Origin of the sequence: Blastococcus sp. CT_GayMR16 (genome assembly GCF_004570875.1) — a bacterium.
Lineage (GTDB): Bacteria > Actinomycetota > Actinomycetes > Mycobacteriales > Geodermatophilaceae > Blastococcus_B.
Genome location: NZ_SPQK01000014.1, coordinates 39,372 through 54,763, shown reverse-complemented (window position 1 = coordinate 54,763; position 15,392 = coordinate 39,372). Strand labels below are relative to the sequence as shown.

Annotated in this window: 15 protein-coding genes; 12 read left to right on the top strand and 3 right to left on the bottom strand. The window is 73.8% G+C overall.

What is annotated here, in order from left to right:
* Nucleotides 1-21 precede the first annotated feature (21 nt).
* Nucleotides 22-369 carry a hypothetical protein gene (locus E4P38_RS15215; RefSeq protein ID WP_135132770.1) on the top strand — a complete coding sequence of 116 codons (348 nt, stop codon included), beginning with the start codon at nt 22-24 and terminating at the stop codon, nt 367-369.
* 372 nt (nt 370-741) lie between these two features.
* Nucleotides 742-1,344, top strand: coding sequence for a tetratricopeptide repeat protein (locus tag E4P38_RS15210; protein WP_135132768.1), 603 nt, complete (start codon nt 742-744; stop codon nt 1,342-1,344).
* A 3-nt stretch (nt 1,345-1,347) separates the two neighbouring features.
* Here E4P38_RS15210 and E4P38_RS15205 read toward each other — a convergent pair whose 3' ends face one another.
* Complete coding sequence (locus E4P38_RS15205; protein ID WP_135132766.1) at nt 1,348-2,376, bottom strand: LLM class flavin-dependent oxidoreductase; 1,029 nt, start codon at nt 2,374-2,376, stop codon at nt 1,348-1,350.
* Nucleotides 2,377-2,453: 77 nt separating this feature from the next.
* Here E4P38_RS15205 and E4P38_RS15200 point away from each other — a divergent pair, with 77 nt between their 5' ends.
* From E4P38_RS15200 to E4P38_RS15185, 4 genes are all read left to right on the top strand, one after another.
* A complete protein-coding gene (locus tag E4P38_RS15200) occupies nt 2,454-3,986 on the top strand; it encodes an ATP-dependent DNA ligase (protein WP_135132764.1) in 1,533 nt (510 codons plus the stop codon).
* Nucleotides 3,987-4,052: 66 nt separating this feature from the next.
* Nucleotides 4,053-4,427 carry a VOC family protein gene (locus tag E4P38_RS15195; RefSeq protein WP_135132762.1) on the top strand — a complete coding sequence of 125 codons (375 nt, stop codon included), beginning with the start codon at nt 4,053-4,055 and terminating at the stop codon, nt 4,425-4,427.
* Nucleotides 4,424-4,906: a hypothetical protein gene (locus E4P38_RS15190; RefSeq protein ID WP_135132760.1), complete on the top strand. Its 483-nt coding sequence runs from the start codon at nt 4,424-4,426 to the stop codon at nt 4,904-4,906. The genes E4P38_RS15195 and E4P38_RS15190 overlap by 4 nt, the downstream gene beginning before the upstream one ends.
* Before the next feature lie 92 nt (nt 4,907-4,998).
* Nucleotides 4,999-7,623: an AAA family ATPase gene (locus E4P38_RS15185; protein ID WP_135132759.1), complete on the top strand. Its 2,625-nt coding sequence runs from the start codon at nt 4,999-5,001 to the stop codon at nt 7,621-7,623.
* A 17-nt stretch (nt 7,624-7,640) separates the two neighbouring features.
* Here the strand turns inward: E4P38_RS15185 and E4P38_RS15180 are convergent, their stop codons facing one another.
* Nucleotides 7,641-8,492, bottom strand: a complete 852-nt coding sequence (locus E4P38_RS15180; RefSeq protein ID WP_135132757.1) for an SGNH/GDSL hydrolase family protein — start codon at nt 8,490-8,492, stop codon at nt 7,641-7,643.
* 205 nt (nt 8,493-8,697) lie between these two features.
* Here E4P38_RS15180 and E4P38_RS15175 point away from each other — a divergent pair, with 205 nt between their 5' ends.
* From E4P38_RS15175 to E4P38_RS15165, 3 genes are all read left to right on the top strand, one after another.
* A complete protein-coding gene (locus tag E4P38_RS15175; RefSeq protein ID WP_135132755.1) occupies nt 8,698-9,465 on the top strand; it encodes a ParA family protein in 768 nt (255 codons plus the stop codon).
* Nucleotides 9,462-9,773, top strand: coding sequence for a hypothetical protein (locus tag E4P38_RS15170; protein ID WP_135132753.1), 312 nt, complete (start codon nt 9,462-9,464; stop codon nt 9,771-9,773). The genes E4P38_RS15175 and E4P38_RS15170 overlap by 4 nt, the downstream gene beginning before the upstream one ends.
* A gap of 115 nt (nt 9,774-9,888) precedes the next feature.
* A complete protein-coding gene (locus E4P38_RS15165) occupies nt 9,889-10,962 on the top strand; it encodes a peptidylprolyl isomerase (RefSeq protein WP_245161051.1) in 1,074 nt (357 codons plus the stop codon).
* Here the strand turns inward: E4P38_RS15165 and E4P38_RS15160 are convergent.
* Nucleotides 10,937-11,884, bottom strand: coding sequence for a DMT family transporter (locus E4P38_RS15160; RefSeq protein ID WP_135132752.1), 948 nt, complete (start codon nt 11,882-11,884; stop codon nt 10,937-10,939). The two genes, E4P38_RS15165 and E4P38_RS15160, sit on opposite strands and share 26 nt — an antisense overlap.
* A 176-nt stretch (nt 11,885-12,060) precedes the next feature.
* Between E4P38_RS15160 and E4P38_RS15155 the strand changes: the two genes are divergently transcribed.
* The 3 genes from E4P38_RS15155 to E4P38_RS15145 all read left to right on the top strand — a co-directional run bounded on the left by E4P38_RS15155 (nt 12,061) and on the right by E4P38_RS15145 (nt 15,278).
* A complete protein-coding gene (locus tag E4P38_RS15155; RefSeq protein WP_135132750.1) occupies nt 12,061-13,326 on the top strand; it encodes a globin domain-containing protein in 1,266 nt (421 codons plus the stop codon).
* A gap of 78 nt (nt 13,327-13,404) precedes the next feature.
* Nucleotides 13,405-14,544 (top strand): globin domain-containing protein, encoded by a 1,140-nt coding sequence (locus E4P38_RS15150; RefSeq protein ID WP_135132748.1) that lies wholly within the window; start codon nt 13,405-13,407, stop codon nt 14,542-14,544.
* On the top strand, nt 14,541-15,278 hold the full coding sequence (locus tag E4P38_RS15145) for a DivIVA domain-containing protein (RefSeq protein WP_135132746.1): 738 nt from the start codon (nt 14,541-14,543) through the stop codon (nt 15,276-15,278). Before E4P38_RS15150 ends, E4P38_RS15145 begins: the two co-directional genes overlap by 4 nt.
* Nucleotides 15,279-15,392 lie beyond the last annotated feature (114 nt).

The following is a 15,392-nucleotide window of genomic DNA, read 5'->3' as shown; positions in this document are numbered from 1 at the left end:
GTCGTCCGGATCGTGGACGGCGTGGATCGGATGCTGCTCGCCGTCGAGCTCGCCGCCTCGCACGTGGGCACCCTCACCCCCGCGGAGATCGCCGACCGCCTGGGCTCCCAGCTGTGGCTCCTGCGCAGCGGTCCCCGCGACCTGCCGCGCCGCCAGCAGGCGCTGCGCAGCACGCTGCTGTGGAGCTACGACCTGCTCGACGAACCGGCCCGTCGCATCTTCGCCGCGCTCGCCGTCTTCCCGGGCGGAGCGACCCTTGAGCCCTGGACCAGGTCGCCGCCCCCGGGGAGTCGGAGCGGTTCTCGATGCTGCAGGTGTGCCGCGACCTCGCCACCGAGCTCCTCGAGGCCGGCGGCGACGGTCCCGTGATGTGGCGGCGCGCAGCCGGGCGGCTGGCCGGTCTGGCCACGCGCGCCGGACCCCCGTCTCGCAGGCCGAGCACGACAACCTGCGCGCGGCACTGACCTGGTCCGTCGAGCACGACCCGGTCCTCGCCGCCGGCATGGCGGCACCGCTGTGGCGCTACTGGCAGATGCGGGGCTATCTGCGCGAAGGACGCGCGGTGCTCAAGAGCCTCCTGGAGCGGCTGGATGCCGACGACGTGCCGGCGCGGGCCGCGGCCCTCGACGCCGTGGGTGGTGTGACGTACTGCCAGCGCGACCTGCCCGCCAGCGTGGCCGCGTACACCGAGGCGGTGCAGCTGGCGGAGCGGACCGGGAACACCGCAGCCCTGGCGGGGCCGTGTTCAACCTGGCGTTCGCCGTCTGGCAGCTGGGGCGGATGGACGAGGGCGTCGGACTCGCCGACCGCAGCCAGGAGCTGTACGCCGACCTCGGGGACGCCGAGGGCGTGGCCCGCGGGCTGTGGCTGCACGGCGTCCTGGCGATGGTGGCGGGCGACCTGGCGGCCGCGGAACGGCTGCTCGAGGACGCCGTCGCGCGCCTGCGGGACGGCCCGGACGGCTTCCACCTCGGCTGGTCGCTCCGGATGCTGGGCCGCACGCTGCTGCTCGAGGGCCGGACGGCCCGGGCGCGGGAGCTGCTCGAGGAGAGCCTGCGGCTGTTCGCCCCGGTGGGCGACGTCTCCGCGATCGTGCTGCACCTCTCGGACTTCGCGATGCTGGGCGGGCTCGCCGGGGACGAGGACCGCGAGCTGCGGCTCGCCGGGGCCGTGCGGCACCTGCAGCGGCTGACCGGCACCGACCAGGTCGACCATCCGGTCAACCAGGTGCCTCGGCTGGCCGAGACGGTGGCCCGCCGGGGTGCCGACGGCGAGCGGCTGCTCGCCGAGGGCGCGGCGATGAGCGTCGACGAGGCCGTGGCCTACGCGCTCGGGACGCCGTAGCGGTCAGGCCCCGGCCACCCGCGGGACCACCTCGGTGCCCAGCAGCTCGATGCCCCGCAGCAGGTCGGCGTGCGCCAGCCGCGGGTTGGTCATCTGCAGCGAGATCCGGGCGACGCCGCCGAGCTGCGCGGAGACCCGGATCAGCTTGTCGGCCACGGTGTCCGGGTCGCCCATGAAGAAGGCGCCGTCCGGTCCGCTGGTGGCATCGAACTGCGCCCGCGACGGTGGGGAGAAGCCCCGCTCGCGGGAGACCTTCGTGAACATCTCGTGCCACCCCGGGTAGATCGTGTCCGAGGCGGCCTGCGTGCTCTCCCCGACGAAACCGAACACGTGCAGCCCGACCTGCAGCTTTTCGGGGGCGTGCCCGGCCTGCGCCCCCGCCCGCCGGTACAGGTCGACCAGCGGGGCGAACTGCCGGGGCTCGCCGCCGATGATCGCCACCATCAGGGGCAGACCCAGCAGACCTGCGCGCACGAAGGATTCCGGCGTCCCACCGACGCCGACCCAGATGGGCAACGGGTCCTGCACGGGCCGCGGGTAGACGCCCTGCCCGGTCAGCGGCGGCCGGTGCCGGCCCGACCAGGTGACGTGCTCGGACTCCCGGATGCGCAGGAGCAGGTCGAGCTTCTCCTCGAACAGCGAGTCGTAGTCGGCGAGGCTGAGGCCGAACAGCGGGAACGCCTCGGTGAACGAGCCGCGCCCCACCACCAGGTCGATGCGCCCCTTGGAGATCAGGTCGAGCGTGGCGAACTGCTGGAACACCCGCACCGGGTCGGCGGCGCTGAGCACCGCCACGGCACTGCCGAGCCGGATGCGCGAGGTGCGCGCCGCCGCGGCCGCCAGGATCACCGGCGGCGCCGAGTCGTAGTACTCGCTGCGGTGGTGCTCCCCGATGCCGAACGAGTAGAGGCCCACCTCGTCGGCGAGCGCGATCTCCTCGAGCAGGTGCTCCATCCGCTCTGCCGGCCCGATGACGCGCTCGGTCGAGGGATCGGTGACCGCCGAGACAAAACTGTCGACGCCGAGATGCATTGCCGTCCTCCTGTTGTTCAGAGCTCAACCACCAGTCAACCAGGATCGGCACCGGCTCGTGCTGCCACCATGTCGCCGTGCTGCTCGCCGACGTCGTCACCGCCTCCGCCGCCGTGGCGGCCACCCGGTCCCGCACCGCGAAGGCCGGCGTGATCGCGGAGCTGCTACGCCGCGCCGACCCGGAGGAGGTCGGACCGGTCACGGCCTGGCTGGCCGGCGAGACGCGGCAGGGGCGGCTGGGCGTCGGCTGGCGGACCCTGTCCCGGAGAGTCGGCGCACCCGCCGAGGCGTCGTCGCTGACCGTGGCGGTCGTCGACGCGACGCTCACCGGGCTGGCCGGCACGGGCGGCGCCGGCTCCGCCGCCCGCCGCGATGCGCTGCTGGGCGACCTGATGTCCGCCGCGACCGCCGACGAGCAGCAGTTCCTCGTCCGCCTGCTCACCGGCGACCTCCGGCAGGGCGCGCTCGAGGGCGTCGTCCTCGATTCCGTCGCCACCGCCGCCGACGTCCCCGCTGCCGCCGTCCGCCGGGCCTTCATGCTCTCCGGCCGGCTCCCGGAGACCGCGGCGATGGCACTGTCCGGCGGGGTCGCGGCGCTGGACGCGGTGCGCCTGGAGGTCGGCCGGCCGGTGCGGCCGATGCTGGCCAGCCCCGGCTCGTCGCTGGACGACGCGCTCACCGACCTCGGCGCCGACGTGACGGTCGAGTTCAAGCTCGACGGCGCGCGGATCCAGGTGCACCGGGACGGCGACGAGGTGCGCGTGTGGACGCGCACGCTGCGCGAGGTGACCGACGGCGTGCCCGAGCTGGTCGACCGGGTGCGTGCCCTGCCCTGCGAGACCGCCGTCCTGGACGGGGAGACCCTCGCCCTCGACGACGACGGCCGCCCCCGGGCGTTCCAGGACACGATGAGCCGCTTCGGCAGCGACGCGTCGGAGGCGGGCGTGCTCCTGAGCCCGTTCTTCTTCGACCTGCTGCACCTCGACGGGCGCGACCTGCTCGACGAGCCGCTGCACGTCCGCCTCGACGCGCTCGCACAGCTGCTGGCGGCCGACGAGCACGCCGCCCTCCGGATGCCCGGCGTCCGCAGCCCCGAGCCCGAACAGGCTGCCGAGGTGCTCGACGAGGCGCTCACCGCCGGTCACGAGGGCGTCGTCGTCAAGGCCCTCGACGCGCCCTACGCGGCCGGCCGGCGCGGCAAGGCGTGGCAGAAGGTCAAGCCGGTGCACACGCTCGACCTCGTCGTGATCGGCGCGGAGTGGGGGTACGGCCGGCGCTCTGGAATGCTGTCGAACATCCACCTCGGCGCCCGCGACCCCGACGGGGGCGAGCCGGTCATGGTCGGCAAGACGTTCAAGGGCATGACCGACCAGTTGCTGGACTGGCAGACGCGCACCTTTCCGGAGCACGCCCGCGAGCACCCCGACTGGGGCGTGCTGCTGCGTCCGGAGCTCGTCGTCGAGATCGCCCTCGACGGCGCCCAGCGCAGCACCCGGTATCCAGGCGGCGTCGCGCTCCGGTTCGCCCGGGTGCTGCGCTACCGGCCGGACAAGACGCCCGCCGAGGCCGACACGATCGACGCGGTCCGCGGGCTGCTCGCCGGCTCCTGAGGCGCACGCCGAGCCGTTCCGAACCGGCCGCGACCGTGCTTACCTCGTGCGCGGAGGGAGTCGGAGATGCCGGTCCAGCTGAACCACACCATCGTCGCCGCGCGGGACAAGCAGGAGGCGGCGAGCTTCCTGGCGGACCTGCTCGGCGTGCCCGCGCCGACGACGTACGGACCGTTCTCCGTCGTCGAGCTGGACAATCACGTGTCGCTGGACTTCATGGACGATTCCGAGGTCCACCCCCGGCACTACGCGTTCCTGGTGACCGAGCCGGAGTTCGACGCGATCTTCGGCCGGATCCAGGCTCGTGGCCTCGACTTCTGGGCCGACCCGTTCCAGCAGCAGCCCGGTCGGATCAACACCCACGACGGCGGCCGGGGCGTCTACTGGCTGGATCCCAACGGGCACGTCCTGGAGATCATCACCCGGCCCTACGGCGGGTGAGGGCGGTTCCCGGGCAGCAGGCCCATCTGCCGCGCATCGACGAGCACGCCACCGACGTCGCGGCGGACCCCGACGACGTGTGGGCGGCCCTGGGCGAGACCCTGGATGCGGTGCTGTCGCGGCGCTGGACGGCCGCCGCGAGCCGGGTCGTCGGATGCGCCGACAGCCGGGCGTCCGGCCCGCGGCCGCTCGTCGAGGGCTCGACGATCCCCGGCTTCCGGGTGACCGCCGCGGTTCCCCGCGCGGAACTGGCGCTCGAGGGGCGCCACTTCTTCTCGACCTACGTCCTGACGTTCCGGATCGACCCCCTCGAGGGCGACCGGACCCGGCTGCGGGCGGAGAGCCGCGCCGCCTTTCCCGGCGTCGCGGGCCGCACCTACCGGCTGCTGGTGATCGGGACGGGTGGTCACGTGGTCGCCGTCCGGCGGCTGCTCGCCGACGTCCGGCGCCGGGCCGAACGCCGGACAGCACGCACCTGACGTCAGCGGGATGCCTCTGGTTCCCTGCTGCCGGCGTCCCTATCCTGCCGCCGACGGGCTGGCCTGGAGATGCGCGACCACCAGGGGGCGACATGGCCGACGAGCGCACCGCGGTCGACCCGCCACGTGCCGGCACCCTGCCCACCGGCACGGTGACCTTCCTGTTCACCGACATCGAGGGCTCCACCCGCCTGCTCCGCGCTGACCCCCCGGGCTACGCCGCCTCCCTCGCCGTCCACCGCCGCCTGCTGCGGGATGCCTTCGCCGCCCATGGCGGTCAGGAGGTCGACACCCAGGGCGACTCGTTCTTCGTGGCGTTCCCGTCCGCCGGTCAGGCCCTGGCGGCCGCCGCCGAGGCACAGCAGTCGCTGGCCGGCCACGCATGGCCGGAGGGGCGCGACGTCCGCGTCCGCATGGGACTCCACACCGGGGACGCCGCCGTCACCGGTGGCGGTTACGTCGCACTGCCCGTCCACCAGGCCGCCCGGATCGCTGCTGCCGCCCACGGGGGGCAGATCCTGCTGTCCGACGTCACGGCGGTGCTCGCCGGCGAGCACCTGCCTCAGGGCACGGCCCTGCGCTCGCTCGGCCCGCACCGGCTCAAGGACTTCCCCGGCCCGGTACCGCTCTCGCAGCTGGACGTCACCGGCCTGCCCCGGGAGTTCCCGCCGCTGGACAGCCCTCCCGCACAGCCGCGGCTGCCCGCACCTGCCGAGCCGCTCGTGGGACGGGAGGCGGAGGTCTCGGCGTTGGTCGCACTCCTCCGCAAGGAATCGACCCGGCTCGTCACCGTCACGGGTCCCGGCGGTGTCGGGAAGACCCGGCTCGCCCTCGAGGCCGCCCGCCAGGTGGCCGGCGACTTCCGGGGCGGGGTGGTGTTCGTGGCGCTGAGCCCGGTCGCCGACCCCGCCCTGGTCCTGAGCAGCGTGGCGGACGCGGTCGGCGCCCGGCGCGAGGCAGCGGCCGACCTGGTCGAGGCCGTCCGCACGACGATCGACGGCGACCGGACGCTCCTCGTCCTCGACAACTTTGAGCAGGTCACGGCGGCGGCCTCCGACGTCGCGACGCTGCTGGACCGGACGCCGGCCATCGTCGCGGTGGTGACGAGCAGGCAGGTGCTCCGGCTCCGATCCGAGCAGCAGTTCCACCTCGGTCCCCTGCCGGAGACACCGGCGATGCAGCTGTTCGCCGAGCGGGCCACCGCGACCCGGCCCGACTTCGTCCTGGACGCCACGACCGCTCCCGCCGTCGCCGAGATCTGCCGCCGCCTCGACGGGCTACCCCTCGCCATCGAGCTGGCTGCGGCACGGGTGCGGCTGCTCCCGCCCGACGCACTGCTCACCCGCCTGCGGAACCGGCTCGACGTGCTCGGCGACGGGCCCGTGGATCTGCCGGAGCGGCAACGGACACTGCGGGCCACGATGGACTGGAGCCACGGCCTGCTCCAGCCCCACGAGCAGACCCTGTTCGCCCGGCTCGGGATCTTCGCCGGCGGCTGGACGCTGACGGCGGCGGAGACGGTCTGCGGCCGGGCGGGCGAGCCGGAGGTCCTCGGCACCCTCGCCGTCCTCCTCGACGACAGCCTGCTGGTCGACGTCGACGGAACCGCCCCGGAGCCACGCCTGGACATGCTCGAGACGGTGCGGGCCTACGCGGCGGAGAAGCTGGCCGCCTCCCCGGACGGGGCCGAGACCGGGCACCGGCACGCCGAGTGGGTCCTCGCCATGACGGATCCGCTGGTCCACGCCGAGGCCACCGCCTTCCGGCGGGCACTCGAGCGCTTCGACCAGGAGCGGGCCAACGTCCGGGCGGCAGTACAGCGCGCCATCGACACCGGACGGTTGGAGACGGCCGCCCTGCTCATCCGGAACGCACTCGGCTACCTGGTGCGGCGCAGCGGTGAGCGGGAGGCCGTCGCGTGGCTGGAGCAGGCGCTGCCCAGGTCCACCTCAGCCGTGCGGGGGCGACTCCTGGTCCTCCGCGCACTCCTCGCCGGGGTGTTCGTCGACCTGCCCGCCGTCCGGCCGCTGCTGGACGAGGGCCTGGACCTCCTCCCGGACGACGACGACCACGCCTACGACCGCGCGCTGGCGGCCATGGCCGGCATCTACGCGGCGATGGCCGAGGGGTCGGTGGAGAAGTGGGCCCACGGCATCGAGGAGACCGCCGGCCGCTTCGCCGCCCTCGGCCAGGACCTGGGGCGGGCCTTCATGGAGGTGTTCGGCGGAGAGCTCGCGCTGATGCTGGGGGATCTCGAGGCCGCGGAACAGCACTACGGGGCGGCCCTGGAACTCGCCGGGCGCCTCGGTGACGAGTCGCTGACGGGCCAGGCCCTCAGCTCCCGTGGCCTGGTCCTGCTGGCGCGGGGCGATCTCGCCGGCGCCCGGCGGTCGGTCATGGACGGTGCGGCCGCCAATCGCCGCGGGGGCCAGCCGACGGCGATCGCGTACGCCCTCGAGGGCCTGGCTGCCGTCGCCCTGGGGGACGGGCGGCCGGACGTGGCGGCCCAGGCGCTGGCCGCGGCGACGTCGATGCGGGAACACCTGGCCCTCCCCCGCGCGCCGGCCCTGCCGCCGCTGCTGGACGACGTCGCCGACCGGGCCCGCCGCCAGCTCGGGGACGAGGCCTACGACGCGGCCGTCGCCGAGGCACGGCAGTGGCCGTCCCCCCAGGCGCTGGACCGGACCTTCGAGGCCCTGACGGAGGGGACGACCTAGCGCCGCACTGCCCGGCGTCAGCCGAGGCCGAGGACCGCCAGGGTCTGGGCTGCCATCTGCTGCTCGCCGAGCGCGTTCGGGTGGACGACGACCGGGTTGGTGCCCTGCAGCACCGGCTCGATCCAGCGGACGCCGATCGGCTGGCAGGCGTCGTGGCCCTCCGACACCGCGTTCATGTCCACGTACGTGGCGCCGGTGGCGTCGGCCGCGCGGCGGACGGCGTCGTTCAGCGTCGTCTGCAGGCTGCGCAGGTAGGGCACGTCGCCCTCGGCGACCGGCATCTTGTCGAAGCAGCCACCGGAGGTGGGCAGGATCCACGGGTAGCTCAGGATGGCGACCTTCGCGTCCGGCGCCGCGGCCCGGACCGCTTCCAGCGCGTTCACCAGCGACGGGTAGGTCGTGGTGCGGATGGTGTCCTCGAAGGACGAGCCGTACTGGTCCTTGCACGGGCTGCCCTGGCCGAGGGTCGCCGCCCCGGCGATGCCGCACTGGACGATCGAGTTGATGAAGACGCCGCTGTCGTTGCCACCGATGGTCATGGTCACGAGCTCGGTGTCGGCCTCGAGCGCCTCGAGCTGCGCGGGGACGCCGTCGTACTGCGGGGTGAAGTAGTCACTCGTGTCGGCGCCACCGCAGGTGACGTCGGTGAGCTCGGCACCGGTCTCGGCCGCGACGAGGTGGGGGTAGTTGCTGGTCGAGCGCAGGCACTGCGGCTGGGCCTCGGGGTCGGGCGGGAGCACCCCGGAGCCGGCGCTGTAGGAGTCGCCCAGCGCGACGTACCGCAGCGACTCGTTGGTCGCCGAGGACGCGGGGGCGCCCAGGAGCACGAAGACGAGGGTGGCAAGGACACACGCGGCGAGACGCTGCACGGGGGTTCTCCATCGCGGTCGAGGAAACCTACTGGCCGGTACAACGGCGACGCGGGGCTTTGGTTACGCCCGTCACATCCGGATCCGGCCCCGCGGACGGCGCCGGCGGGAACGTTGGGCACGGTGCGCCGGATGGGACGGACCTCTGCGACGTCGGCGGCCCGCCTCCCGGATCGGGACGCTGCCGGTCCCCACACTCCCCCGCATGCGCCTTGCTGTGTGCTCGTCCAAAGGTGGAGTCGGTAAAACCACCGCGGCCGCCAATCTCGCCGCGGCCTTCGGCCGCCGCGGCAGGGTGCTCGCCGTGGACGTCGATCCGCAGGACAGCCTGGGCCGGGCGTTCGGCGTCGTCGCCAAGAGCCGGGACGACAGCCTGGCGGCGCTGCTGGAGGATCCGCTGGCCGACCCGAGGGCCGTCGTCCGGCACGCCGTCGCCCCGGGGGTCGACCTCCTCCCCGCGCATCCCGAACTGGAGACGACCGCCGCGTACCTGACGAGCACTGGGGGCCTGACCACCAGCGTCCGCCGGGTGCTCCGCTCCCTGCTGAGCGACTACGACCACGTCGTCCTCGACACGAGGGGTGACCTGGGCGCCCTCACCCTGGCTGCGGTGTGTGCCGCGGACACCGTGCTGACCGTGTTCACCAGCGACCCCGGCTCGGCCGTCGGCGCGGCGCGCGTCGCGGCGTTCCTCGACCAGCACCGGGCCTACGAGAACACCTCCGCGGTGCTCATCGGGGTCGCATGCACGGCGTGGGACCAGCACGGGCGGGCCGCCCGGGAGGTCGCCGGCGCGCTGGCCGACACCGGGCTCCCCCTGCTGACGACGCGCGTACCGATGTCCCGCCGGGTTCCCACGAGCACGCTCGCCAAGCGCCCGGTCGTGCTCTCCTCCCCCACCAGCCCCGTGGCGGCGGCCTACCTGGCTCTCGCCGACGAGGTTCTCGACGCTGCCGAAAGGGTTGCCCCATGAGCGCCACAGACCAGGTCGCCGCACGGCCGAGCCGCACCCGGACGCTCCGCGACGACCTCCTCGACGACCTGCGCCAGGCCGCGCCGATGCCGGTGGCCCGGCCGGCTCGCGGCGTGCCGGTGCCGATCGCGGCGGTGCCCGGGACCGCTGAGAGCCCCCTGCCTGCCCCCGCCGAGGCACCGACCCTGGAGCTGGCCGTGACCCCGCGCCTGTGGTGGGGACTGCGCATGAAGACCCTCGGTGAGGGACCCGGCGTGGTCATCGGTGCCGGCCCGGTGCGCATCTCCCTCACCGGATTCCGTCGCTGAACCGGGCGGCCGACCGCCGTCCACAGGGCTGCTGGCAGGCGCGGCCGATTCCAGGCACCATCTGCAGGCTCCGCATCCAGCGGGACGCAGCGCTGAGGGAGATGCATGAACGCGAGTGAGACAGCAGCGGGCTCCCCGGCCCCGGTCGAGCGCAACCGACCGGCCCGGTGACGACCCCGGGCGGCTGGCCGCCGCCACCACAGCCTGCCTGGCAGCAGGACCACCGGGGTACGGCACCCCGGCATGGGGCATCCCTTCCCCGCCCCGGGAGCCGGCGCCCGGCCTCGCGCCCACCATCGTCATCACCGTCCTGTTCGGGCTGTTCGGCCTGATCCCGGCGGCACTCGCGTCCGGCCGTGCTCGGCGGGCCGGGCACCCCGACGGCCGCTACTGGATCGCCTTCGGCGCTGGGCTAATCGGGGCCGCGGTGCTGTACGCGGCGGTCACAGTGGCCGTCCTGACGATGACCGGTCACGTCGACGACTACGTGGCGATCGACGACCTGGCGATCGACGACCTGGCCGGCGTCGAGGACGAGGCCGAGCTGCCGGCACCGTCCACCGACGCCCTCGATCCGTGGGCAGGCGCGACCGCGTCGGGGAACGCTGCCGGGACCTGTTCCTTCGTGCCGGACTCGTCGGGGAACCCGAACCTCGTCGACGTCGGCACCCCGCCCGCACAGGTCCCGACCAGCGGCACCGCGTCCCTGACCATGACCACGAACGCCGGCGCTCTCCGGCTCACGCTCGACCGGGCCGGCGCACCCTGTGCGTCGGCGAGCTTCGTCCACCTGGCCGAGCAGGAGTTCTTCGACGGCACCTCCTGCCACCGCGAGGTCAACGAGGAGACCTTCGGCGTGCTCCAGTGCGGTGACCCGTCCGGCTCCGGGTCGGGCGGCCCGACCTACCGGTTCGCGGAGGAGGTCACCCCCGCCACCGGCTACCCGCGGGGCACCGTCGCGATGGCCAACTCCGGCATGCCCGGCTCGACAGGCAGCCAGTTCTTCCTCTGCTTCACCGACACCGAGCTCGCTCCCGACTACACCGCCGTCGGTGTTGTCGACGAGGCGGGGCTGGCGGTGCTCGACCAGATCGCGGCCGCCGGCAACGACGGCTCGTTCGAGGCGACGGCAGGCGGCGGCGCGCCGAACGTCCCCGTGGTGATCACGTCGATGACCGTCGGTCGCTGACCGGCGGGGCCTCCGGCGGGGACCCCTCGGCCCCTCGGGCGGCCGGCGACAACGAGTGCGCCCGGGTACGCCGTTCGCCGGTACGTGCGAGCACGACGACGCCGATGGCGGCGACGACGGCTGCCGGGATCCAGATGGCGGCGTGGCCGGGCTCCAGGCGCTCCCCGAGGAGCAGCCGCGCGGCGGGGACGGCGGCGAGCGGGTCGAGCAGGATGAGGGCCGGCAGGGACCAGGCCAGCGAGCCCCGCGCGTAGGCCTGCTGCCCGCCCAGAACGGCGACGACGGCTACCACGATCGCTCCCCAGACCGCCACGCCGGCAAAGGCATGCACCCAGCCCCCCTCCCGGAGGCTCCGGATCCCGACGGAGATGAGCACGGCGCCGATCCCTGCGGCGATCCCGGCCGCGGCCCCGCAGGCGAGCGCCCCGTGGGCCCCGTGCCCGAACAGGGTGGCCCCGGCCACGAGGGCGATCGAGACGACGACCGCGACGGCGATCTCGAGTGTGGACGGCGGGGCCGCCAGGTGGCCCGCGGCCGGCTGGGCAGCCAGCAGGAAGACCGCCAGCCCGCCGGTCGTCAGCGCGGCGCCCAGCAGCTCCAGCCGCAGCGGCGCCTGCTTGTTGCGGACCGCCCGGATCGCGAGGGCGACGACCAGTGCCGCCGCGAGCATCGGTTGCACCACCGCGACCGGCGCGACGGCAAGCGCGGCCACCTGCGACGTGGTGCCGAGCATGGTGGCGGCCTGGCCCAGCATCCACCGCCGCCGTTTCACCAGGAGACGGAGGCTCAGCCCCGTCGGCGTCCGGCTCAGGTCCGCCGCCTCGTGCTGAAGGACGGCTCCCACGGCGAACAGCACCGCCGCCAGCGTCGCGAGCAACAGCCCGACACCTGCGTTGCTCGACGGAGCCTCGACGGGATGCATGCGTCAGGTATGCCCTAGGAAGACCCTTCGCAGACAGAGCCGGAGGACCGGATCCGGACGCCGGCGACACGCCCGGGCGGAACTCGATCGCCTGCCATCGGGTAGAACGGGTAACGCAAGACAAGCGGAACGTGACCGCTGCCAGCGGGGGGCTCGTCGACTGGCAAGGAGACCACGTGCTTTCCGACCGATCCCGACCCGTGATCGAGGCGACGCTCCCCGTCGTCGCGGAGAACATCGAAGAGATCGCGACCCGCTTCTATCTCCACCTCTTCGGGGAACACCCCGAACTCCTGGACGGCGTCTTCAACCGCGGCAACCAGGCCGAGAAGACGCAGCAGATGGCCCTCGCCGGATCCGTCGCGGTCTTCGCCAGCTCCCTGGTGCAGGTGCCGGAGCAGCTGCCCGAGCACCTGCTCTCGAGGATCGCGCACAAGCACGCCTCCCTCGGGATCACGCCGGCGCAGTACGACGTCGTCCACGAGCACCTGTTCTGGGCGATCGTCGACGTCCTCGGCGACGCCGTCACACCCGAGGTGGCCGCCGCGTGGGACGAGGTCTACTGGCTGATGGCCTACGCGCTGATCAACCAGGAGCGCGGCCTCTACAGCGCCCGCGGCGTGCGGCCGGAGACGGTCTGGCGCGAGTGGGAGGTCGCCGAGAAGATCCAGGAGACCGCGGACGTCGTGACGTTCCGGCTCCGGAAGACCGACGACCGCATCGTGAAGACCTCGCTGCCCGGCCAGTACGTGACCGTGCAGGTGCCGACGCCCGACGGCGTGCGACAGCCGCGGCAGTACAGCCTCACGAAGGCCGACGACGGCGAGCACCGCCAGTTCTCGGTGAAGCGCGTGCGGGGGAACGGCAAGCCCGAGGGCGAGGTGTCCAACCTGCTCTGCGAGTCGGTGCAGGTCGGTGACCGGCTGACGACGTCGCTCCCCTTCGGCGACGTCGTCCTCGACGACTCCCGCCCCGTCGTGTTCGCGAGCGCCGGCATCGGCATCACCCCGATGGCCGGCATGCTCTCCCACCTGGCGGCGGCCGGGTCGCACCTGCCGATCACCCTGCTGCACGCCGACGTCGACGAGGAGTCCTTCGCCCTCCGGAAGCAGGTGCTCGAGGACGTCCGTTTCCTGCCCGGCGCCGCCGCGCACGTCTGGTACGAGCGCCGTGACGACGGGCAGAGCGCGGAGAGCCCGCTGCCGATCGAGGTGCACGCCGGGAAGATGGACCTCGACGACGTCAAGCTGCCGGACGACGCCGGGTACTACCTCTGCGGCCCGCTGCCCTTCATGCAGGCGGTCCGCAGCGCCCTCATCGACCTCGGGGTGGCCGCCCGCGACATCCAGTACGAGGTGTTCGGGCCGGATCTCTGGCAGGCCGATCTCGCGACCGAGGAGACCCCCGGCGCGACCGAGCGGAGCGCCCCCGCGGCCGGCTGACGCCGCCCTCCCATCGACCCGTCCGACTCCGCCGGCACCGTCCCGGCGGCCGGACGCCCATTCCGAGGAGAAAGCTCCGTGGACATTCCCGCGATGCGGGCCAACTTCGCCAAGTCCGCCGCGACCGGGGACGAGGCCCCGCTCTACTTCTATTCGCACCTGTTCCTCAGCCATCCGGAGACCCGGCAGCTGTTCCCGGTGTCGATGGCCCACCAGCGCGACCGGCTCTTCTCGGCCCTCGGCGACGTCGTCGCGCGGGTCGACGACCTGGACGCGCTGGTGCCGATCCTGCAGCAGCTCGGGCGCGACCACCGGAAGTTCGGGACCGTGGCGGCGCACTATCCCGCCGTCGGCGCCAGCCTGCTCGCGACGCTGGAGCACTTCGACGACGAGTGGACGCCGGAGCTCGCCAAGGACTGGACCGAGGCCTACACCCTGGTGGCCGAGGTGATGGTCGCGGCGGCCGACGAGGCCGCCGAGCAGCCCGCGTGGTGGGAGGCCGATGTCGTCGCCCACGAGCGCCGCACGATCGACGTCGCCGTCCTGCAGGTGCGGCCCCGCGCGCGCTACGACTACCTGGCCGGGCAGTCGGTCTCGCTCGAGACCGATCTCCGGCCGCGGCTGTGGCGCTACTACTCACCGGCCAACGCACCGCGCCCGGACGGTCTCCTGGAGATCCACGTCAAGGCGCGGGACGGCGGCCCCGTCAGCTCCGCGCTGGTGCGCCGGACCGGCGTCGGTGACGTGCTCCGGCTGGGCCCGCCGGTGGGGCACCTGGCCCTGGACGGCGAGTCCGACCGCGACCTCCTCCTCGTCGCCGGCGGCATGGGCCTGGCCCCGCTGAAGGCCCTGATCGACCAGGTCGCCCGCAAGGGCCCGGCCCGACGCGTCGACCTGTTCGTCGGCAACCGCACCGAGGACCAGATCTACGACCGGGCCGACCTGCAGCGGCTCCAGCACGACAACCCCTGGCTGACCGTCACGTACGCGGTCTCCGAGGACAAGATCTCCTCCCTGGAGCACGGCGACGTCGGGGACGTGGTCCTGCGCCACGGACCGTGGTCCAGCCGGGAGATCTGCGTGGCGGGCCCGGCCGTCATGGTGGAGGACACCGTGAGCCGGCTCGTCCAGCACGGCGTACCCAGCGAACGAATTTCCATGGAGATCTTCGCCCCCAGCCGACCGGGGCCCAGTGTTGACGGAGAGGTGACCGAATGACCACCGACCACGAGATGTCCGCCAACGGCGACCGAGGTCTCACACCGGCAGACCTGCACAACGTGCGGTTCACCCGCGCCTCGATGATGAGGCCCGGCTACGTCGACTCCGAGGTGGACCGGGTACTGAGCCGGGTCGCCGAGGAACTCGGCCGCCTCTACGCCGAGAAGGCGGCGCTGCGTGACCACGTGCGCTCCCTGCAGGCCCAGGTCGACGGCGTGGTGATCCCGGATGCGCCCAGCGACCAGGCGGTGCGCATCCTGTCCGCCGCCCAGCAGACCGCGGACAACTACGTCGCCGAGGCGGAGGAGTTCAGCCGCCAGATGACCAGCGAGGCGCGGACCACGTACGAGGAGGAGATCCGCCAGGCCCGGGAGAACGCGGGGGCGATCATCCAGGCGGCCCAGGAGGCCGCGGCCCGGATGACCCCGGGCACCCCCGAGGCCGGCGACCGCAACGTCGAGGAGCTCCAGGAGCAGGTGGCCTACCTGAAGGCCTTCGGCCAGGCCACCCGCACCCAGCTCCGCTCCTACCTGGAGGCGTTGCTCGCCGGCGTCGAGAACGAGTGGGGGCGCGCCGACCCGGCCGCCCTGCCGCCGGGGCGGATGCGGCCCCCGGCGCAGCGCGACGGCACCTCGACGACGACGTTCGTCGGCAACACCGCGGGCGAGATGCCCGCCGAGGACGCGGAGAACGGCCTACCGGCCACGGCGGGGGCCGACCGCTCCTCCTGAGGTGGCCTGCGCCCGGCCGACGAGAGCCCGCCGGGGCCCGGTCGGCCGGGCCCGGGCGACCCGTCCGGCCGGCCAGGGCGTCATCCGGCGGGAACGCAGAGTTCCCGGTCGGCT